The sequence below is a fragment of the Bradyrhizobium sp. SZCCHNS3052 genome (assembly GCF_032484495.1).
In the GTDB taxonomy this organism is placed as follows: domain Bacteria; phylum Pseudomonadota; class Alphaproteobacteria; order Rhizobiales; family Xanthobacteraceae; genus Bradyrhizobium.
In genome coordinates this window covers 149,244-169,818 of sequence record NZ_JAUETB010000016.1, presented here as the reverse complement: position 1 = coordinate 169,818, position 20,575 = coordinate 149,244, and the positions used below count along the sequence as shown (strand labels likewise).

The 20,575-nt window shown below is 67.1% G+C and carries 13 protein-coding genes; 8 read left to right on the top strand and 5 right to left on the bottom strand.

Annotation, left to right across the window (positions count from 1 at the left end; genetic code table 11):
- Positions 1-234: 234 nt before the first annotated feature.
- Together QX073_RS31810 and QX073_RS31805 are read right to left on the bottom strand one after the other, a co-directional pair.
- Positions 235-3,387, bottom strand: coding sequence for an efflux RND transporter permease subunit (locus QX073_RS31810; protein ID WP_316226937.1), 3,153 nt, complete (start codon positions 3,385-3,387; stop codon positions 235-237).
- Positions 3,380-4,387, bottom strand: a complete 1,008-nt coding sequence (locus tag QX073_RS31805) for an efflux RND transporter periplasmic adaptor subunit (protein ID WP_315828447.1) — start codon at positions 4,385-4,387, stop codon at positions 3,380-3,382. Before QX073_RS31805 ends, QX073_RS31810 begins: the two co-directional genes overlap by 8 nt.
- Positions 4,388-5,109: 722 nt before the next feature.
- Here QX073_RS31805 and QX073_RS31800 point away from each other — a divergent pair.
- The 8 genes from QX073_RS31800 (at position 5,110) to QX073_RS31765 (ending at position 17,475) form a co-directional block, all read left to right on the top strand.
- The gene (locus QX073_RS31800; RefSeq protein WP_316226936.1) at positions 5,110-10,410 is read left to right on the top strand and encodes an AAA family ATPase; all 5,301 of its coding nucleotides are present in this window, start codon (positions 5,110-5,112) and stop codon (positions 10,408-10,410) included.
- 32 nt (positions 10,411-10,442) lie between these two features.
- On the top strand, positions 10,443-11,912 hold the full coding sequence (locus QX073_RS31795; RefSeq protein WP_316226935.1) for a formylglycine-generating enzyme family protein: 1,470 nt from the start codon (positions 10,443-10,445) through the stop codon (positions 11,910-11,912).
- A 9-nt stretch (positions 11,913-11,921) separates the two neighbouring features.
- Positions 11,922-12,530: a DUF4399 domain-containing protein gene (locus QX073_RS31790; RefSeq protein ID WP_315716490.1), complete on the top strand. Its 609-nt coding sequence runs from the start codon at positions 11,922-11,924 to the stop codon at positions 12,528-12,530.
- A gap of 271 nt (positions 12,531-12,801) precedes the next feature.
- The gene (locus QX073_RS31785) at positions 12,802-13,065 is read left to right on the top strand and encodes a hypothetical protein (RefSeq protein WP_315716491.1); all 264 of its coding nucleotides are present in this window, start codon (positions 12,802-12,804) and stop codon (positions 13,063-13,065) included.
- 439 nt (positions 13,066-13,504) lie between these two features.
- A complete protein-coding gene (locus QX073_RS31780) occupies positions 13,505-13,783 on the top strand; it encodes a PepSY domain-containing protein (RefSeq protein WP_315716492.1) in 279 nt (92 codons plus the stop codon).
- Positions 13,784-13,793: 10 nt separating this feature from the next.
- A complete protein-coding gene (locus tag QX073_RS31775; protein WP_315716493.1) occupies positions 13,794-14,573 on the top strand; it encodes a cytochrome b/b6 domain-containing protein in 780 nt (259 codons plus the stop codon).
- A 615-nt stretch (positions 14,574-15,188) separates the two neighbouring features.
- Positions 15,189-15,530, top strand: coding sequence for a cupredoxin domain-containing protein (locus tag QX073_RS31770; RefSeq protein WP_315716494.1), 342 nt, complete (start codon positions 15,189-15,191; stop codon positions 15,528-15,530).
- Positions 15,531-15,618: 88 nt separating this feature from the next.
- Positions 15,619-17,475, top strand: a complete 1,857-nt coding sequence (locus tag QX073_RS31765) for an outer membrane beta-barrel protein (protein ID WP_316226934.1) — start codon at positions 15,619-15,621, stop codon at positions 17,473-17,475.
- Between the two features lie 354 nt (positions 17,476-17,829).
- Here the strand turns inward: QX073_RS31765 and QX073_RS31760 are convergent, their stop codons facing one another.
- The 3 genes from QX073_RS31760 to exbB are packed head-to-tail and all read right to left on the bottom strand — an operon-like array spanning position 17,830 to position 20,106.
- On the bottom strand, positions 17,830-18,618 hold the full coding sequence (locus tag QX073_RS31760; RefSeq protein WP_315753745.1) for a TonB family protein: 789 nt from the start codon (positions 18,616-18,618) through the stop codon (positions 17,830-17,832).
- Positions 18,619-18,644: 26 nt separating this feature from the next.
- Positions 18,645-19,094: a TonB system transport protein ExbD gene (gene exbD / locus QX073_RS31755; RefSeq protein WP_315736414.1), complete on the bottom strand. Its 450-nt coding sequence runs from the start codon at positions 19,092-19,094 to the stop codon at positions 18,645-18,647.
- Between the two features lie 4 nt (positions 19,095-19,098).
- A complete protein-coding gene (exbB, locus tag QX073_RS31750) occupies positions 19,099-20,106 on the bottom strand; it encodes a tonB-system energizer ExbB (RefSeq protein ID WP_409977998.1) in 1,008 nt (335 codons plus the stop codon).
- Positions 20,107-20,575 lie beyond the last annotated feature (469 nt).

Here is a 20,575-nt window from a genome sequence, read left to right as displayed (position 1 = left end):
TTCAGTCCTGCCCACTAGACAGACTGAATCACCGATATCTCTGCGTCGCAACTGCTGACTTTTTCAACGAAATCGGCTGAATGCGGACGCCTGTAACTCGGTCGCGAAGGTCTGCAGTTGACCAGTGGCAAGCTCGTCAACACGGGTCGGAATTTAATCCCCTTCATCCGGTCCGCACGGTGAAGCGCCGAGCAGCCACGTGCGGCGAACGTCGCGGACGTCTAACGCCCAAGATCAGCTCGCCGCGACATCTCCGCGGGCGTGCACGCCGCGCGCGAACCGGCCGAAGCGCAGCGCCAGCGTCGGCAGCACCAGCAGGTTGAGCGCCATCGAGGTCAGGAGTCCGCCGAGGATGACCACGGCCATCGGTCCCTCGATCTCGCGGCCCGGCTCGCCGGCGCCAAGCGCGAGCGGCAGCAGGCCGAGGCCGGTCACCAGCGAGGTCATCAGGATCGGCACCAGGCGGTCGGCGGCTCCGGCGATCGCGGTCTCCAGATTCCAGGCGCGGCCTTCGGCGACGACCAGATGCTCATAATGCGAGATCATCAGGATCGAGTTGCGCAGCGCGATCCCGAACAGCGTCACGAAGCCCACCATCGAGCCCAGCGACAGCACGCCGCCGGTCAATGCGACGGCGATGACGCCGCCGACGAAGGCGAACGGCAGGTTGATCAGCACCAGCACCAGGTTGCGCCAGTGCCCGGTGACGAAGGACAGCAGCAGCACGATGCCGATCGTCGCCAGCAGCGAATTCACCAGCAGGTCGCGCCGCGACTTGGCCTGCGCCTCGGCCGCGCCGGTGAACTCGATATGCGCGCCCGGCGGCAGCTTGACCTCCTTGGCGATCTTCCGTTTGGCCGCGGCCACGAAGGATTCGAGATCGCGCTCGGCGACATTGGCGGTGACGGTCTGGACGCGCTGCCCATTGCGATGAAGCACGACGTAGCGCCCCGCGGTGCCGTACACGTCCGCGACCTGCTTCAGGAGAATGTAGGCGCCGCTCGGCGTCCGGATCGGCATGTTGCCGATCTCGGTCGGGCGGGCGCTCGCATCGGGGTCGAGCTTGACGATGACGTTGAAGACCACGTTGCCTTCATAGGCCTGGCCGACCACGTCGCCCTGATAGGCGGTGCGGATCAATTCCAGCACCTCGACCGCGTCCAGGCCCCAGGATTGCAGATCGGTCGGGCGCAGGGTCACGTTGACCTGCGGCATGCCCGGCGGCGACTGCTGCTGGATGTCGATCGCGCCCCAGACCTCGCCGAGCTCGCGCGCGATGTCGCGCGCCGCACGCTCGAGATCGTCGAGATCGGGGCCGAACACGTTGATGACCACGGCGGCGTTGAAGCCGGACAGCGTCTCCTCGATGCGCTCGGTCAGGTAGGTCTTGATCGACAGGTTGATGCCGGCGAAGTTGGCGAGCGCGGCGCGGATGCGCTGTTGCGCCAGCTCCTGCTGTTCGCCGGACAGGCCCGGCTTCAGGTCGACCTCGATCTCGCTCGAATGCGTGCCCGCGGTATCGACGCCGGCTTCGGCGCGGCCGGCATGCTGCGCCACGCTGCGGACCTCCGGCACGCCCTGCAGGGCTCCGGCGATCAGTGTGCCCAGCCGCAGCGATTCGTCGAGCGAGGTGCCCGGCAGCGTCGAGACGTGGAGGATCAGGTGACCTTCCTTCAGGTCGGGCAGGAAGGTGCCGCCGAAGAACGGAACCAGGCTTGCGCCGCCGGCGGTCACCAGCACGGCCGTCAACATGACGGATTTGGGAAAGCGGCCGAGCCGCCGCAACAGCATCTCGTAGGAGCCGCGCGACCAGCGCACCAGCGGCGGCTCGCGTTCCTCGCGCGGCTTCCGGCCGGCCAGCAGCAGCATCGACAGCGCCGGTGTGACCGTCAGCGCGACGATCAGCGAGGCCACCACGGCGAGGATGTAGGCGATGCCGAGCGGTCCGAACAGCCGGCCGGCGAGGCCCGGCAGCGCAAGTATCGGCACGAACACCAGGAGCACGGCGAAAGTCGCATAGGCGACCGCGCTGCGCACCTCGAGCATGGCATCGTAGACCACGCGCGCTTCGCTGCGCGGCGACGGCAGGCCGCGGTTCTCGCGCAGCCGGCGCACCACGTTCTCGACGCCGATGACGGCATCGTCGACGACCTCGCCGATCGCGATGGCGAGGCCGCCAAGGGTCATCGTGTCCAGGCTCTGTCCCATCCACTGCAGGGCCAGCACGGCCGACAACAGCGACAGCGGGATCGCGGTGCAACTGATGACGGAGGTGCGCCAGTCGTAGAGGAACAGCAACAGCACGATGATGACCAGGGCGCCGCCGATCAGCAGGGCGAACAGCACGTTCTCCGTTGCCGCATCGATGAAGGTCGCCGGACGGAACAGATCAGCGTGCAGCCTGACCTTCTCGCTGTCGAGCGCCGGGCGCAGCTCCCGCAGCGCGGCCTCGACGCGCGCCGCGACGGTGCGCGTGTTGGCGCCGAATTGCTGGCTGATCATCATCATGATGCCGGGCCGGCCGTTGATCAGCGCGCCGCCGATCGGCGGCTCCGGCGCGTTCACGACCGTCGCGACGTCGCCGAGCACCACGCTGGCGCCGCCCTGGTGCAGCAGGACGGTGCGCGCCAGCTGCTCGGGTGTGAGCGACTGGCCCTGCGTCTGCAGGATGACCCGTTGATTGGCGGTGTCGACGAAGCCGGCGCCGCGCACGCCGGTGGCCTTGCGCGCGGCGGCGACGACGTCGTTCATGCCGACGCCGAAGCGGACAAGGTCGTCGGATCTCACCTGCACCTGCAGCGACCGGATGTCCCGGCCATAGGTCGTGACCTGCGCCACGCCCGCGACGGCCAGCAGCCGCCGGCTCACGGTCCAATCGGCGATCGTGCGCAGATCCATCAGCGAGCGCTGCTCGGAGGTCAGCCCGATCGCCAGCACGGTGCCGGCCGCCGGCACCAGTGGCGTCATCGATGGCGCCCGCACGCCCTGTGGCAGGCTGCCGGCGACGACCGCGAGTCGCTCGGTCACCAATTGCCGCGCCCGGAACACCTCGGTGCCGGGCTGGAAGATAACCGAAATGACGGACAGGCCCTGGATCGACGACGACCTCATGCTCTCGACGCCGGCGAGACCGTTGATCGCGATTTCGATCGGCTGCGTGACCAGCACCTCGACCTGTTCCGGACTGAGCCCGGGGGCCTCGGTCTGGATCGAGACCTGCGGCGGCGCGAATTCGGGAAACACCGCGTAATTGGCGCTGCCTAGCGAGAAGATGCCGTAGCCGAGAATGGTGCAGGCCACCCCCAGCACGATGCCGCGGAAGCGGATGGCAAACGAGATCAGCGCCGCCTGGGGGCCGGTCGCGGCGCCGCGAACGCCGTCAATCATCGTCGCCGCCGCCGCGCAGCTCGCTCTTGGCCTCCTCCGACAACAGCACCTGCGCGCCGCGCAGGACGATCTCGGAGCCCGACGGAATGTCCTGCACGACATAGTCGTCGTCGGACACTGGCTGGTCGGTGCGGATCGGGTGGCGCTTGAAGATCTCGGGACCGGCGCGCAAATAGACCCACGAGCGGCCCTGCCATTGCACGATCGCGGTGTCCTCGATGAAGACGCCGTCGAACGACTTGCCCGAGGGCACGTAGGCGGTGGTGTTCATCCCCGGCAGCAGCCCGCTGTCGCCGGCGGCGACGAAGTAATAGCTCACTCCCTGGATGCGCGGATCGGTTCGCGGCGCAGCCGACAGATAGCGCAGATCGATGTTGGCGCTGCGGGTGGGCGCCTGCGCCAGCGCGCCGCGCGGCGGCCCGGCCAGAGTCACGCCGGGCGGCAGCGTGACCTGCACCAGCAGCTGCTCGCGTTCGATCAGTTGCACGACCTGCGGCGAGCGCTCGATGATGCCCTTGCCGATGACGGCGCCCCATTCCTGCCGCGCCGTCGCCATCAGGGTCTTCACTTGCGATTCGGCGGCAGCCAGGCTGGCTTGATCGGTCCGGAACGTGCCCTCCGCCGCCTCCGCATCCTTCCGCGGCATCGCCGCCGACTGCACGAGGTCGCGGGCGCGCTCGAATGCGAGTCTTGCGACGTCGAGTTTCGCTTGTGCCGTCTGCAGCTGCGCCTGGGCATTGGCATAGTTGTTGGTCAGGTCGGTCAGCCTGGCGACGTCCAGCACCGTGCCGTAGGCGCGAAACTGCTCGGGATGGGATTCCGCCGCCAGGACGGCGGTCTGGAGTCCGATCTGCTTCTGTTGCGTTGCGGAAAGCTTGACCGTCGCCGGCTCCCGGCCTGCCGCGCCGTCAGACTGCGCCTGCGCGCGCGACGACAGGGAAACCACCGTGAACAGCACGGCACCGCATGCGGCCGCAGCTCTCGTCCGTTGCCTCACCATGCAGTCCCGGCCCCATCGATCGGGGAAACGTCTGGATGACGTTGATGTCTCTACAACAACAGCTACTTCAGCTTCGAGGGTGTTTCAAGCAGCACCGGCTGCGGGGCCATCGCGGACGTCCTGCCCACGCGGCTTCCGTCGGATGCGATCCCGGTACTTGCGGAGGGGAGCGCGCAGCGCGATGCACGCAGGCGCCAATGCTTGTGGCGCCTGCCTTGCAAGCGAGCCGCATCCGCGGCGGGTTCGTGGCCGAACATGGACCGCAGCCGCGCTGCGGCGTGGAGATCGGGCGTTCGGCATGCGTCGGGATATTTCTTCTTGAGTGTTAGAAGTATTCTTAGACACATTCCAGCGTATTCGTCCGCAACCCAAGCTTGTTGCCGGCCACGCGCGCCGCGCTACACAAAAAGCCCAGACTAACAAACTTGTTAGGCACGATTTTCCTCATCGAATGACCCGGGATTTTTTCCCGATTCCCCGACAGGGGCGAGAATCGTCACATTCATCTACCTGTCGGGTCATTGATGTGACCTCACTTCGCCATACCCCTCCGCAACGAGTCGGGAGTTCCGTCGACGTTGCAGCGAGGCAAGCTTGTCCACTCTGAACCCACCCTTCGATCGCCCGGCGCACCGCGATCACGCGCAGGGCCATCCTTGTCGGTCAGCCTCTCGCCGAGCTCCCGCCGACGTCGCGGCCGACTTCAGAGAAGGATCTGTGCGATGAGCCAGCTGGTGAATGTGCGGCCCAACGAGGCCGGCGCGGGCGATCGCAAGGCGCAGAGCAGTGCAGCCGATCACGGCATGCGGCTGCTTGGTGCTATCGGTGCGGCGGCCCTGGAGTCGCAGTCGCCGACCGACGCCTGGGCGTTCTCGACGAGCGAAGCGCTCGGCACGGGATCGGTCGTCGAGCCGTTGCAGGACGTGCTCGGCAGTCTGACCGAGATCATTCGTGCCGAGGGCTCCCCGGCGGAGCGGCAGCCGGATCATCCATTCGCCGACGATCATGGCTTCGCGCTCGACCAGGAGGAGCTGGCGGGTCTGCCGGGCGTGGTGCTCAATACCTTCGATGTTGACGGCCCGGTGTGGCTCGCCGTCGAGGCGCTTGCTGCGACGCAGCCTCCCGCCATCGACTACGATCTCAAGATCTGGGTCGAGCCGTCGTCCGAGCCCGACCGTCGTCCATCGCCGCACGAGAGCATCGTCGTCACGGTCGATGAGATCGAGAAGAACCGCCTCACCTTCGCCCGCCACGCACGGCCCGAGGATTTTTCGCCCGCCCCGGCGCTGGGCGCCTGGACCGGACGGCTGCGTCTGGAGCAGCGTCCTGACCTCGTGCAGCGGATCGAGCGCTATATCAGCGGGCCATGGACCGCCTGGGCCGACACCGAGCGCATGCGCCGCCGGACCATGGCGATCCATCAGCGGCTGCGCGACATGGCGGCCACGGCCCGCGACGATCAGGCGATCGAGGTCATGTGGGGCATCGCGCTGTCATCGTGGCGGCAGGGCGGGCGCGAATTCGAGTTGCCGCTGTTCGAGCGCGCGGTCGAGATCGAGATCATTGCGCGTCCGGATGCCGAGGTCAGGGTCCGGCCGCGCTTCGTCGGCGCAACCGTCAATTTGAGGGCGCTCGATGCCGTGGCGCCGGACGTGGCGCTTGCTGTGCGCGACAAGCCGGATCGCCTGGTCGAGGCGCTCGAGCAGCGCGCAGAGCTGTCGCCGTTCACGCCGATCGGCCTCGATCAGATCCTGAGCGCCGCAGGCGCGCAATCCGGTTACAAGACGTCGCGCAAATTCGCGTCTTCGGACGATGCGCCGGCCATGGAGGCCTCGGAGGCCGCGCTCACGTCGGGACGCTGGGTCATATCCGCGCGGCGGCGGCCGGAGAGCCTCGCCCTGCGCGACATCGACCGTCTCAAGAACGCGATCGAGCATGCGCCGCAGAGTGAGTGCTGCCTGTCGGGAGCCGTGAGCGCGCTGCTCTCGCAGCCGGATGGACGTGGCCACGCCAATGCGCGCCGGCACCTGTCCGGCATCGTCGGCGGCCCGATCGACCTTGCGCCTGCGCCCAAGCCTGCTGCGGTCGAGCAGGGCGATCTGTTCTTCCCGCTGCCCGCTGTCGCGGAGGATGTCGAGGTCGTACGCGAACTGTCGCGGTCGGATGGCCTGATGGTCCAGTCTGTCGAACGCGACGATCGGATTACGGCGCTCGTCAACGTCGTCTGCCATCACCTCGCGCTCGGCTCGCGCGTCCTCGTCGTGTCCAGGGACGAGGCTGCACTTTCGCTGCTGCATCAGAAGCTGCCGCCGGCCATTCGCGAGCTGACCGTCAGCTCGACCGGCTCCGACAAGGACGTGCTCAGGAAGGCCGAAGCCCTGGCGGGCCGGCTGCAATCGATCCTGGATACGCCAAATCTGCGCGATCAGGTCGGTCAGATCGGCCGGCTCGAACGCGACATCATCTCGAAGCGCACGCAGATCGCATCGCTCGACGACGAGATCGCCGAGATCGTCCGGCGCAATCTGCGGCTCGCCGGCGGCTTGCCGGAGCTGCCGTTCGATCTGTTCAAGGCGCTGATCGGCGAGCAGGACGCGCATGCCTGGTTCACCGACCGGCCGAAGCACCTGCTCGCGGCCACCGACTCGCTCGTGACGGCGATCGACAAGGCACGCGAGGCGCGGCTGCGGCTTGCCGCTGATCTCAAGCACATCGATGTCGAGTTGCCGGAGCTCGCGGCGCTTCCCGACACCGCCGCTATCCTGCGTCTGCACGCGGAGCTGCAGCACCAGGCAGGGCTGACGTCGGACGCTGGCCGCGACGAGGATCTCGCGCTCGACGCCATCGCGACCTTCGGGCTCGACGCAACCAACCGTCTGGCGGCCGATCTCGATGCGCTGGTGGCTGGCCATCGCGCCATCGCCGAGGAGACCTGGCTTGCACGGCTGTCGCCGCTCGGCACCGCCAAGGCCGACGCTCCCGCGGGTCTCGACAAGGTCGTGGGGTGGGCGCGTGATGCGTCGTTCCAGCTGTCCCGAAGCGCCGAATTCACGAGGCGCCAGGTGCAGGCGCCGGCCGAGGCGTTCACCAGGAGGGACGCGATCCGCGTGGTCGAGCGGCTTGCGGCCGGCGAGAAGCCGTTCGCGCGGTTCTCGCCTTCGCGCCGCGCGCTGAAGGCCGCCGTCGAGGCCATCACGGTGGAGGGGGCCGAGCCGTCGAAGCCGGCGGATTGGCAATATGTCGGGCGCTTCCTGCTGTGGCGTCACGACCTGCATGCATTGCGCGCGCGCTGGACGTCGATCGCAACGCAGATCGATGCACCCGCGCTTCCATTGGAATCGGCGCGGGCGTTCGATGACCTCGAGCACATCGTCAAGAGCGTCGAGGCCGCCATCGTGACGGCCGCGCTCGCCGTCCGCAACGTGGCCGATGCCTGCTCCAAGCTGTCCATGCCGGACGGTGACGTCAGGGCGATGCTGGCCGATGCACAGCGGCTGGCCGCGTTCGGCGCGGCGATTCGGACCGTCATGACGCGCGTATCGGGACCGCTGATCGAACTCGCTCGCCTCGGCGAATTGTTCGCCCGGGCGGGAGAACTCGCCGTCTCCGTTCAGGATGACGTGCTGTCGCGGGTCGGTGACGCCGAGACGGAGCCGCAGGAGCTCGAAACGCGGTGGACAGGCATTCTCGCGACCATGGAGAAGATCCGCGAGGCCAGCCCGGACTACGAACTCGTCAGGACCGCCTGCCGGATGGTGACTGCAGCGGGCGCGCCGAGTCTGGCGCAGCGGCTGCGGTCCGCGCCGGGCGCGGGCGAGGCGAAGGATGCGGCGACGCTCGCGGAATGGGTGGCGGCCTGGAATTGGGCCGTGCTGATGCGGATCGAAAGTCCGGAGGAGCGGCAGCTGCTGCATGACCTCGCGGCTCAGCGCGCGCGGCTGGAGACGCGGTCGCTGGCCTTGTTCGAAGCGGTGATCGGCGCCCGCATGTCGCTGGGCATCGCGCAGAATGCGGGCGTCGCCGTCAGGCAAGCGGTAAAGCGGTTCAGGGACTCGATGCAGAAGATGGCGTCGGCCTGCTCCGGTCCGACCGCACGCCGACTTCGGCTTGCTGCGCGCAGGTCTCTCGACGGCTGGCTCGAGGAGATTCCCTGTCACGTGATGCCGGCCTGGCGTGTCGCCGAGTTGCTGCCGGCCCGGATCGGCACCTTCGATCTTCTGGTCGTCGACCACGCCTCCCGCTCCGATCTGCGCGAACTGACGGCGATGCTGCGGGCCCGCAAGGTTCTGATCAGCGACGAGCGTCACGACGACGGAGCCTTGGTCGGAGCCGGCCGCAACGATCCTGTTGTCAAACGCACCGAGACGAACACGCTGCGCCGCGTTCCACCAGCGCTGCGGCGGCTGCTGATGCCGGGTGCCTCGCTGCGCGATCTCGCCGCGATCCTGTTTCCCGATCGCATGATCGAGCTGCGCGCGCGCCCTGCCGGCGTCGAGACAGCCTCGGTCACAGCTGCGCTGCTGCCCGCCGATACGTCCAGACCAGCCGATGCACCAGCCGCCGAGCTGCCGCGGCCGGCCCGCGCGGCAGCGCCCGCGCCGAAGCAGCGGCCGCAGCCACGGCAGGTCTTCACGACGCACTCGCTCGAAGAGGAGATCGCCACCGTCGCGAAATATCTCTCGATGGCTCGCCGCTCGGGGACGGACATCGTCACGGCTGCCGCCGGCAAGCCGGGCGCGCCCGCTATAGCGCAGCGTGCCGAGAGCCGCGTGGCTGCGCCCAAGCCCGCGCCGGAGATTCGCGTGCTGCGCCGGCGTCCGCCGCGCCAGCCGGCCGCGGACATCGTGGCGCCGGTTGTGACTGCGGCTCCGCCTGAGCTGCCGACCGTCGCGCAGCCGGCCACGGTCGAGCCGACCCAGCCGAGCGCCGCCGCCGTCACTGAAGCGCCGGTCATCGTCGCCGATCGGTTTGCGGTGCCGCAGCGCCCTGCCGAAAAGATGGTGGTCACGGCGGAGATCGAGGCGGAGTCCACGAGCGCCGCGCCGGCAGAGCCCGTGAAGCCTGGCGTCGTTGCGACACCCGCTGCGGCAGCGGCTTCTGCCACCACTGAGCCCGCCGCCGCTGCTGCGGCTCCAGCCGCTGCTGCGACTTCTGCAGCGCCGGCGACAGAGATCAAGATTCATCCCTCCCTCGTCGAGATGGCGTTCAAGTCGACGGAGAACGCCGCGGCACCACGCCGCCGTCTGCCGAGCCGGCGGGTGATGGCATTTGCCGCGGCCGGACTGCTGGCAGTCGTCGGTGCGGCGGTGTCCTGGGAGCGCGCGTCGGAATGGGTCCAGCTGTCCCTGAGCGGTGCGACGGCAGCGTCGGCTCTGCCGAGCGAACCGGGCGCCCATAAGGTCAATGCGGAGCGGATCATGCCGGAGGCCAAGCCGGTGGTTGTCGCCGCGGCAGAGGAGCATGCCACGGTCGGCATGAGCGTGCCGGTCAGCACGCCGGCGCAGGCGTTCCTCTATCATGAGGATCCGCAGGATCCGAAGGGCAAGCGTTATCCTGGCAAGGTCACCTGGTCGATCGAGCAGACCAAGGGGCCGCGACTCGATACGGCGCCGGCGATCAAGGGTGAGATCGAGATCGAGAACGGCACCAAGGCCACGATCTCGCTGCGGCGGAACGCCGACATGGAGATGCCGGCGAGTCACATCATGGAGCTCAAGTTCGACTGGCCGGATCAGTCGGTCAGCGGCCTGACCAGCCTGAGGGGCATCGGCCTGAAGGGCGAGGAGGCCGAGCGCGGGACGGCGCTGGTGACCCAGACCGCCCGGGTGACACCGAAATACTTCATGGTCGCGCTGTCGGCCAACGAGGTCGATACCAAGCGCAACCTGATGCTTCTCAAGGGCAAGCAGTGGTTCGACATTCCGATCGTCTACGAGGGCGGCAACCGGGCGCTGCTGTCGATCGAGAAGGGATCCGACGGCGACCGCGTGTTCAAGGACGTGTTCGCCAGCTGGGGTCAGTGACGGGGTTGGCGGGCATCACGAGCGAGGACAGCATGAGCGAGAGTTCAGCGTTGCAATGGCTGCGGGCTCCCAAGCTCGCCGAGGATGCGCTGCCGGAGGATTCCCGCGCGGTGGCCTGCCGGCGCTGCGGCCGCACGGTGCAGGTCTCGCTCAGCCCGATGCGTCCGCCGAGCTTCCTGCGCGTCGAGGATCAGGTCGAGTGTCCCGAGGTGCAGGAGCGCTGGACCGGCAAGAGCGAAGGCGGGCTGTTGCTGATGATGTGCGGCGCGCTCGAGCAGTCGCTCGATGCCGAATGGGAGATCGCAGAGCCGGAGAGTGCGGCTCGACGAGAACCTGCACCAGTCTCTCCGGTGCGCCCGTCACCCGCGCCGGCGGCGTCCCTTCCAGACAGATGGGACGACGGCAGCGACGGTGATCAGGAGGAGGCGGGTGAGGGCGGCCGGCTGAAGGCCGTGTTCGCACCGGCGGCAGGTGCGCGCAAGAAGCTGATCCGCGGAGCGCTCGGCGTCGTGGTCCTCGGCATCGTCTTCCTCGGCGGCGTGCTGTTGCCGTTACGCGAGATCAGGCTGCTGATTCAGGCGCCGCCTGGGTCGGCCGGATCGTCGAGCTCGCAGCAGGAGGCGCAGTCCGCCGCGCCGCTGCCTCCGCCGCGCCGGATCCTGCTGGAAGCCGCCGGCGCGCGCCAGGACGCCGCGCGATCGCCGTCCAGCGCCTTCATCGCGCCGCGCCAGGATGCTCCGGCACTCGAGGCGACGCTGGCGCGATCATCCGACACGGCAGCCATTCCGCGGCCCGCGCCGGCGCCGGAAGCCGGGCCGAAGCTGCGCGTTCCTGAGCTGGTTGCGATCGCCGGTGGCAGTTTTGCGATGGGCGGCGACGACGAGTCCGAGCAGCCGGCGCATCAGGTCAGCGTGCGACCGTTCTCGCTCGGCAAGCATCCCGTGACGATCGGCGAGTGGAAGCAGTGTGTCGCCGCGGCAAGCTGCGCCGACATCGCGGCCGGTGCGGATGATCGTCCGGTCACCAACCTGAGCTACGACGACACGCAGGCCTATCTCGCCTGGCTGTCGAAGGCGACCGGCAAGTCGTTCCGGCTGCCGACCGAGGCCGAGTGGGAATATGCCGCGCGCGGCGGCCAGCGCACCCGCTATTGGTGGGGCGATCGCATGCGCCCCGGCATGGCCAGTTGCAAGGGCTGCAACGGCACGGGCGACGCCGAGACCGACCAGCCGCCGAAGATCGGCAGCGTCCAGGCCAATCCTTACGGCCTGTTCGACATGGGCGGCGGCGTCGGCCAGTGGGTCGCCGACAGCTGGCACAAGAACTACAAGGGCGCGCCGGCGGACGGATCGGCCTGGCTCGAGGAAGGTAGCTATGCCCGCGTCATCCGCTCGGGATCGTGGAAGAACGGCGCCGCCGATGCGCGGGCCGGCAGCCGCGACCGCTATGACGGCCGCATCCGGCATCCGACCCTGGGTTTCCGCATCGCGCTCTCACCATAGGGGATTTGCATGCTGCCGAGGTCTGCGCGACTCTGCCTCATCCTGACCGCATCGCTCGTGCTCGCGCCGTCATTGGCGCCGGCCAAGGGGACGAAGGCTGCGAAGGATGCCCGCGTCTATTTCATCTCTCCTGCGGACGGGGAGACGGTGACCGGGCCCTTCATCGCTCGCTTCGGACTGCGCAACATGGGCGTTACCCATGCGGGCGACGATTTCGCCGGCAGTGGCCATCATCATCTTCTGGTCGACGTCGACGAGACGATGCAGGCCGGCGAGGAGATTCCGCGCGACAAGAAACACGTTCATTACGCAGCGGGGGAGACGGAGGCGCGGATCGAATTGTCGCCCGGCAAGCACACGCTGCAGCTCGTGCTGGGCGACACCAGGCATCTCAACTTCGATCCGCCCGTGATCTCCGAGAAGATCATGATCACGGTGAGCAAGCCGAACGGAGGCGAGCAGGAGGCGCGCGCGACGCGCAGCGTCACCGTCCGAAGCCGACCGCAGATCCGATCCGTACCAACCGAGCCGCCGGCCCAGCCCGAGCCGTCGCCGGAGATGACGAAGTCGCCCGAGAGCTCCGACTTCATCAGCCGCGTCTTCTCCGGAACGAAGTGACGAGCCTTCCATTCCCGACGGCCGGGCGCGTGATGCGCGTCGCCTTGCGCGCGACCGTGGGACGCAAGCTCGCTCGCTCCTCGAGGATCCATCGCTGAGGGCGGCGCTTGTCGCGCGATGGCGGCAAGGACGATCCATCATCATCCTGCCCCTGCCGCAGCGATGGAGTGACGCATGTCGAAATCCGCGCCAGGGCTCGCGAGGCATGCGCCGCACTGGGCGGCGCAAGCGCAGCTCACCCGGCAATGGCCGCTCGTCCTGGCGCGCGTCCATGGCAGATCCCGACGCAAGCGGGGACGTCGTTGCCGAGGCATCCGACACGTCGTTTTCCTGCAACGACTCGCCATCCTGGTCGGCAGTCAGTGTCGGCAAGGGCATCGCCCGCGCCCAGGATCAGGATGGCTGCGCCGCTGTCCGCACGGATGTGCGTTTGACGGCCGGACGATGCGTGCGCAAGCAGCCGCATCGTCATCATCCACCATCGATCTCGATCCGGTCGTGCGAACGATGGCGACGCTCAAAAAAAAATTTCTGAGGCTTAAGGTCGCAGCCTTGTAGCTGTCGGTTCCTTTCTCGCCTCACCATGGTCACAGCGGCAATCGGGCAGGAGTGTGGTCCCGCACACAGCGCCGTCCACGCCTTGTGCGGGAGCAAAGCGCATGCGCCTCGCGATGATGCTGCTACATCCTTGCGAATCAATATCAGTTGCAATGCGCGGGGAACCGCGCGCGTTGTCGAGTCCTGAAAAGATCAGCAGTCTGCCGACACGGTTCGATCCTGACGGGACCGCATGTGAGTTCGCATCTCAGCGACATTGCGGCCGGATGCGGAACGTTTCGAACCGCGCCTGCGTGATCGAGGCCATCCGCCGCGGATGATGATGTCCAAGTTTCGTTGAAATCTCCTCCCCTTTGTAGCCTGCGCATCGAGCGCTGTTGGCGCCGATGGCGCAGTCTTCGAGGAGGGATTTGATTATGAAGGTCATCAAGCTGATGGGCGTGGTCTTGGCTGCGGGTCTGGCGTCGGGCTCCGCGGCGCTCGCCGACGGCTACAAGGATTGCACCAAGCTCGACAAGGCGTCGTGGAAGACCACCGCCGAGGCCGAGGCAAAGGCGAAGGCCGCGGGCTACGAGGTTCGGCAGACCAAGATCGAGGGCACCTGCTACGAGGTCTACGGCGTCAAGGGCGGCAAGCTCTATGAGCTGTTCTACAGCCCCGAGGACCTCGCGCTGAAGCACACCAAGGCGAAGTGATCTGATGGTCATGCGTGACGCAGGCCAGGCACAGCGGAGCGTCTTCTCCGAGACGCCGGCGAACTCGGGTTCGGGGACCGTAGCGGTCTGGGATTTTCCGCTGCGCGTCTGGCACTGGTCGCTCGCGGCCTTCGTGCTCGTCGCCTGCGTCACGCCCAACACGTTCGATCGCCTGCATCGCCTGGCGGGCTATGCCGTCATCGGTCTTCTCGCCTTCAGGCTGATCTGGGGACTGATCGGCAGCCGTCATTCGCTGTTTGCGCGGATCAGCCTCAAGCTGCGGGCGGCGCCTCAGTACATCGTGGGCATGTTGCGCGGAGAGACGGGACGCTATCTGGGCCTGAACCCGGCAGGGGCCGCGATGCTGGTCGTGATGCTTGCGCTTCTGATCGTCTCGACCATCAGCGGCGTCATGCAGGTCTCGATCCGGTTCTTCGGCGTCGGCTGGATCGAGCAGGCGCATGCGCTGTCGTCCAATGCCATCATCGCCCTGATCGCCGTGCATGTGCTCGGCACGGTGTGGATGAGCGTGCTGCAGCGGGAGAATTTGATGCGCGCGATGGTGACGGGACGCAAGCGCGTGCCTGGCATCATGCGCGCCGCGCCTGCGGTGGCGCGCAGCGTCGCACGCCAGAGCCCGGAGCCCGAGCCGATGGCGGACGAAGAGCACGTATCCGTTGTACCCGATCTGCCGCCCCTGCGCGTGAATCCGGCCCCCGGCGCCGCGAAGCCTGCGCGTATGCCGCGATCCCTCAGCATTCACGACAGGCGGCTGGGGGTCGGCAGGTGAGACGGCGGGCATCGGTCGTGTGCGCTCGCCGGCGATATGTGCGTGCAGGCCCGCGCCTGATTTCATTTCTAGTGCGCGCAAGGCTTGTCCGCGCACGGCTCGAACTGGATGGACGCACACGCATATTGCGGTCCATGCCGCGTGAGACCAGCACGAGCGTGTCCCTTCGTGCATCTCGCTCGCACTCGTCTCGATGAGCGGGCGCATGAGGATCATGCATGTGCTGTGCGCAGCGTAGGCGGTCGATCGTGAGTCTCGTGTGGTTCGCGGCGCGCGACGGCGCTGCATGACCTGTCGTGTCTCATATCAGCACAGATGCGAACTAAGGCGATTGTGCTGCTACCGACCGCAGTGACCGCCGATTTTCGTCGTTGTCATTCGGCGCTGTGCATCGGCGATGATCGAGCCCACGCGTCTGCGCGGCGACTTGACGCCGTACAACTAATAAATTCGCGCGCTTTGTCGCACACACAGATGTTGTCAAATTTCGACACGGCAAATTGCCGCATTCGGGACTTTATAGTCGTTCTATGAAGTGTCGAAGACTCGTCGAAACAGGCGAGCGCGGGAAGACGTTCGGCACATTCGGGTGAATTCGGGACAGGGACATACAGCATGAATCTCTTTGGGAAGGTACAGGCAGCAGGAGCCGCCGTGCTGTTGATCGCGGCGTTCGCGCTGCCGGCAGGGGCGGCTGAGACGACCATCGAGATATCGGTCAAGGACAACAAGTTTCAGCCGGCGGAGATGAAGGCGCCGGCCAACACGCCGATCGTGTTCAAGGTCAAGAATCTGGATGGCGCGCCGGTCGAGTTCGAGAGCGAGCCCCTGGAGTTCGAGACGGTGATCAAGCCCAACATGGAAGGCGTCGTGAAGGTCAAGGCGCAGAAGCCGGGACGCTACGAATTCTTCGACGACTTCCATCAGGGCAACAAGGGCGCGCTGATCATCGAGTGATCCGACCTTCGACGCCGTGATGCCGGGATGCGTCACGCCGCGGGCGCCGCGCTTCGCGGGTTGCCGAACTCGACGGAGACGAGGCTCTTTGGAACGGGCAGCACGAGAGACGGTCGCTTCCAGACGTGGCATCGGTCGCGACGTCTCACGGTGCCAGCAGGAGACGGTTGCGATCACCGTGCTGCTCGTGACGCTGTTCGGAGTCGCGCCGTCCTACGGTCAGACCGTCACGCCGGGGAGCCAGGTCAGGGCCTATGCAGATCCGGGGACCAACGACGCCGGACCGGTGGTGGTCGTACCCAATCGCCGCCGCCAGCCGGTGAGGCCGGCGAACAGCAATGGACCGCTGGTCATTCCGCAGGTGATCGTTTCGCCGGGCGGGGTCGAGCCGGAGCCGAAGGCGGCCACGCAGGTGGAGGAGGCTCCACCGCCGCGGCCGCGGTCTCCGATCGATGCGGGCGCGGGCGCGCTCCCGCAGGCCGCGCGCCGCGAGCCGGCGCCGCGTCTGGCTCCGGTTCGAAACGGCTTTTTCGGTGCACCGTCCGCCGGCCTCCTGGTCGGCGGCTGCCTGTCGACGCCAGGCCGGCTGTCGGTCACGAACGTGCCCAATCGCTGCCTGGACGCGCTGGCGTTCGCCGTCAGTCCGCCGCCGGCGACGCGTGGCGTGCTGCCGCGTAACCTGCCGCCGATTCCGCGACAGGATGCGCAGCCGATTCCGCCCGTTCTGGCGGACAAGCCCAAGATGCGGCTGCCGCCGGTGAACAAGGGGCAGAAGCCGCAGGAGCAGCCGCAGCCGCCGATGATGGCGGAAGACCCCTATGAGCCCAAGGGCATCACGGTGGGAAACTTCATCCTGAAGCCTGCGTTCGAAATGTCCTCAGGCTTCGACAGCAATCCCGGCCGTGTGCCGCAAGGCAAGGGCTCGGCCTTCGTCAGCGTTGCGCCGGTCCTGCTCGTGCGCTCTCAGTTCGAGCGGCATCTGCTCAACGCCGATGTGCGCGTCGGCTACATCGACTATGCGAAGCTCCGGCAGCTCAGCAGGCCTACCGTCGACGCCAAGGTGAATGGGCGCTACGACATCACCGATACGTTTGCGCTCAACGGCGAGGGCCACGTTGCCGTCGATGCCGATGATCCCGGCACGCCGCGCTTCGCCGGCCGGTTCGCCAGGATTCCGCTCGCCTCCACCGTCGGCGGCTCGGCGGGCGTCACCAAGCGGTTCGAGGAGGTCGAGGTCTCGACCAAGGCCGCCATCGACCGCGTCGCGTTCCAGAACGCGCCGCTCGTCGACGGCCAGATCGTCAGCAATGCCGATCGCAACTTCGTCCAATACGGCTCGCAGAGCCGCATCACCTACAATCTGACGCCGGAGATCCGTCCCTTCGTCGACGTCGCCGTCGATCGCCGCGTTCACGACATCGCGGTCGATGCCGAAGGCTTCCGCCGCGACTCCACCGGGACGGCGGTCGAGGCCGGCGTGACCTTCAACTACGCCGACAAGCTGACAGGCGACGTCGCCGTCGGCTATCTGACGCGCCGCTATCAGGATCCGATGCTCAAGCCGGTCAACGGCTTCATTGCCGACGCCAATCTGACATGGCAGTTCGCCAAGGAGACGGCGATCGCGCTGGGGGCCAAGTCGCAGGTGGTGGAGATCACCGAGCCCGGCATTTCCGGCGTGCTCAAGCGCGACGTCACCGTCGGCATCGAGCATCAGTTCGAGCCCTGGCTCGTCGGCACGTTCCTCGCCGGCTATGGCGAGGACGCGTTCACCGGCACGACGCGGGTCGACAACCGCTATCTGGTCGAGCTCGGCATGCTCTACAAATTCTCACGCCTGCTGCAGCTCAGGGCCAGCGTCCGGCGCGAGGAGACGCGCTCCAACTTCCGCGAGAACAATCTGTCGGCGACCGTGGTGCAGGTCGGCGCGCGGGTACAGTACTAGACGAACGTTTCCATCCAATCGGCACGCGCGGTGGGCTGAGCCCTACAGTCTCCAACGCTGTCATGCTCCGCGAAAGCGGGGCATCCAATACTCCACGGCAGCAGATGCCGAACCGAAACGTCACGGCGTGCTGGATCGTCCGCCTTCGGACGATGACGGCGAGGATACCCGTCTTCGTATGAATATGAGAGGAGACGTTGGAAAAGGTCGTCCCGCGGGAATTCCGGCCGGATATGGAAAGGTCTCGGGTTCCTTCGTCCGCGCGACCTCGGCCCAGCAGACGCAAAAAGCAGCGCTCGCGCCATTGCGAGCGCTGCCAAGTCTTCAAGATACACGCGTCGAACGACGCACGGTCTACTTCTTCTGGTTGAAGTTCACGTCGAGGCTGAAGCTGAACTGATCGTCCGTCAGTCCGGACGGCGGCGCAGGCACAGGGTCGGAGCGGCGGATCATCGCCAGCGCGGCATCGTCGAACATCGAGTCGCCGGACGACTGCATGACGGACGCAGACACCACCTTGCCGGCCCGGCTCAGCACCAGCGCCACCTTGACCGTGCCATTGTGCTTCTTGCCTTCCGGATAGCGCTTGTGCAGCTCGAAATAGGCGCTGATCTTTCGGCCCCAATCGTTGGTCAGCTTCTGCTTGTCCTTGCCCATTCCCGGATTGGGGGCCTTGGCCGTCTCGGCCGGCGGCGCGGCCTCGTCCAGCGCCTTGCGGGCCGATTCTTCCTGCGCAGCAGATGCGACCGACGCCTCGGCCTGCTGGGTCGCCTGCTGCTGTTCCTCCTTCTCCGGCTTCTTGGGATCGTTCTGCGTGACGACCCGATCGGCCTCCTCCTCTGTCTCAGTCGGCTTGTCCTTGACGGCGTCGGACTCCTTGACTTCGGCGGTCTGCTGCATCTGCTCCGGCGCAGCTTCGGCCGCGTCGCTGTCGGGACCCGGCGGAAGATCGTTGTCCTCGACCTGGGGCGAGGCGATCTCGAGCGCGAATTCGGCGCCAGCCGCGCCGAGACCGCCGTCCGCGTCATTGCCGCTGAGATGGACGACCGCGAGCGCGGCGCCGCCACCGTGCAGCATGAGGGCGCCGATCGCGGCTGAGATCCACAAGCGGCGCGACGCTCCCTGATACTTGTGTTCGACCATTCTTCAGTTCCGTCGTTTCACTGGTTTCAATGTGCAGCCTGGGCGGCGGCCTGTGAGACGCCTTCGACAGTCACGAGCTTGATCTTCGGATAGCCGCCGGTCCGCAGCAGCTCCATCACGTCCATCAGCTCTCCATACGCCACGCCCCGGTCGGCGCGCAGGAAGATGAACTTGTCCTTCGCCGCCTCGGGGATGTGCTCGAGCGTGCTCACCAGGCTCGCCCGTTTCACCTGCTCCTCGCCGACGAACAGTGTCAGATCCGGCTTGATGCTGACATAGATCGGCTTGTCCGGCTTCTTCTGCGGCGTGGCCGTCGATGTCGGGAGATCGACCGGCACGTCGACCGTCGACAGCGGCGCCGCCACCATGAAGATGATCAGCAGCACCAGGATCACGTCGATGAAGGGCGTGACGTTGATGTCGCTCGTCTCACCGAGATCATCGTCGCCATCGCCTTCCGAGAGAGAGACGGCCATGGAGCTACTCCGCCGCCAGCGCCATCGGAGGCGCAGAGTGGACGTGGATGGGCTCGAAGCGCTCGCCGTGATGACTGCTGTGGTGGCTCTGGCCGCGATCCAGATCGCGCGACAACATCCGGGCGGTGGCGCCGGAGGACCGGTTCACGAGCTCCATGTAGCCCTTCGTCACCCGTGTGAAGTGATTGTAGATGATCACGGCCGGGATCGCGGCGACGAGGCCGATGGCGGTTGCGAGAAGCGCTTCGGCGATGCCGGGCGCGACGACCGCGAGGTTCGTGGTCTGCGACTTCGAGATGCCGATGAAGCTGTTCATGATGCCCCAGACCGTGCCGAACAGGCCGACGAAGGGCGAGATCGAGCCGATCGTGGCGAGCAGGCCCATGCCGGTCCGGCAACGCCGGCCCTCGGCACGTACGATCTCGGAGAAGCTCGACGCGGCGCGCTCGTTGACGCCGTGAGACGGCAGTTCGGACGACATTCTGATCTCGTGCATGGCGGCGTCGATCAGAGCCGTCAGCACGTTCTGGCGTGATCCCAGCGCGAGCTTGGCTTCCGACAGCCAGCGTACGTCGTCGACCTTGCGCAGCGCGCCGCTCAGCTTCCGGCGCAGGATGGAGAACTCGATGGTCTTGGCGATGAAGACGGTCCAGGTCGCAAGCGAGGCGAGCGCGAGCCCCATCATGACCGACTTCACGAGAATGTCGGCGGCCAGGAACATCGACCATGGCGACAGATCATGCGGCACGTGTGATGCCGCTTGCGCACCGCCTTGTGCCGCGCCCTGGGCCGGCTTCTCTGCCTGGTCCTTCGCCTTGTCGCCCGCTGCCGTGTCCGTGACGGCTTCGGTCGCGGTCGACGGTTGGGTGTCGTTCGTTGCGGCGGCCGGTGCCGGGTTCGTTGCACCAGCTTGCGGCGTGGTCGCGGCCGGAGCCGGCGAAGGCGCGGCCGCCTGCGCCGTGGGCGCGGGCTGGGCAACGGCGGGGGCTGTCTGCGCCTGTCCGACGGTCATCGGCTTCGGAGCCGCGCCCTGAGCTTGAGCTGCGTGCGCGACGGGAGCCGGCGCACTGGCGGCGTTGGCGAGCGCAGCTGCAGGCGCCTGCGTGGCGGCCGCCGTCGTCGGAGCCTGAACGGATTTCGCGCCGGTCGGAGTCGTGGGACTCGGTGCTGTGGTCTGCGGGGCGGTGGCAGCCTGGCCAGGTCTCGGCGACGTGGCCGGCTGCTCGGCATGCGCCATGGCGCCGGCCGAAACGGCTGCGATCACCGCTCCTACATGAAGAACGATCCTGAACATGTTGCTGCGTACCCCTTGGTAGTTATCTTCTCTGTAATGCTTCTAGTCGTAACCCGGCTGTTTTGAGACGGCGCGTTGACTCAAAGCGGGAACATCAATGTCGGCAGTCACTCCGGTGAGTGCGATGCCAGATGAAAAATCGAATCGTGTGATCTGCGTAAGAGCTCGCGATGCTGCCCATCGCGTC

What these genes read in the sequence shown, in the direction of transcription:
- QX073_RS31805 (WP_315828447.1), bottom strand. Translation starts at nt 4,387, where the DNA reads ATGGTGAGGCAACGGACGAGAGCTGCGGCCGCATGCGGTGCCGTGCTG.
- QX073_RS31780 (WP_315716492.1), top strand. Translation starts at nt 13,505, where the DNA reads ATGAAGGTCATCAAGCTGATGGGCGTGGTCTTGGCTGCGGGTCTGGCG.
- exbD (WP_315736414.1), bottom strand. Translation starts at nt 19,094, where the DNA reads ATGGCCGTCTCTCTCTCGGAAGGCGATGGCGACGATGATCTCGGTGAG.
- QX073_RS31775 (WP_315716493.1), top strand. Translation starts at nt 13,794, where the DNA reads ATGCGTGACGCAGGCCAGGCACAGCGGAGCGTCTTCTCCGAGACGCCG.
- QX073_RS31810 (WP_316226937.1), bottom strand. Translation starts at nt 3,387, where the DNA reads ATGATTGACGGCGTTCGCGGCGCCGCGACCGGCCCCCAGGCGGCGCTG.
- QX073_RS31795 (WP_316226935.1), top strand. Translation starts at nt 10,443, where the DNA reads ATGAGCGAGAGTTCAGCGTTGCAATGGCTGCGGGCTCCCAAGCTCGCC.
- QX073_RS31790 (WP_315716490.1), top strand. Translation starts at nt 11,922, where the DNA reads ATGCTGCCGAGGTCTGCGCGACTCTGCCTCATCCTGACCGCATCGCTC.
- QX073_RS31760 (WP_315753745.1), bottom strand. Translation starts at nt 18,618, where the DNA reads ATGGTCGAACACAAGTATCAGGGAGCGTCGCGCCGCTTGTGGATCTCA.
- QX073_RS31800 (WP_316226936.1), top strand. Translation starts at nt 5,110, where the DNA reads ATGAGCCAGCTGGTGAATGTGCGGCCCAACGAGGCCGGCGCGGGCGAT.
- QX073_RS31770 (WP_315716494.1), top strand. Translation starts at nt 15,189, where the DNA reads ATGAATCTCTTTGGGAAGGTACAGGCAGCAGGAGCCGCCGTGCTGTTG.
- QX073_RS31785 (WP_315716491.1), top strand. Translation starts at nt 12,802, where the DNA reads ATGGCAGATCCCGACGCAAGCGGGGACGTCGTTGCCGAGGCATCCGAC.
- exbB (WP_409977998.1), bottom strand. Translation starts at nt 20,106, where the DNA reads ATGACCGTCGGACAGGCGCAGACAGCCCCCGCCGTTGCCCAGCCCGCG.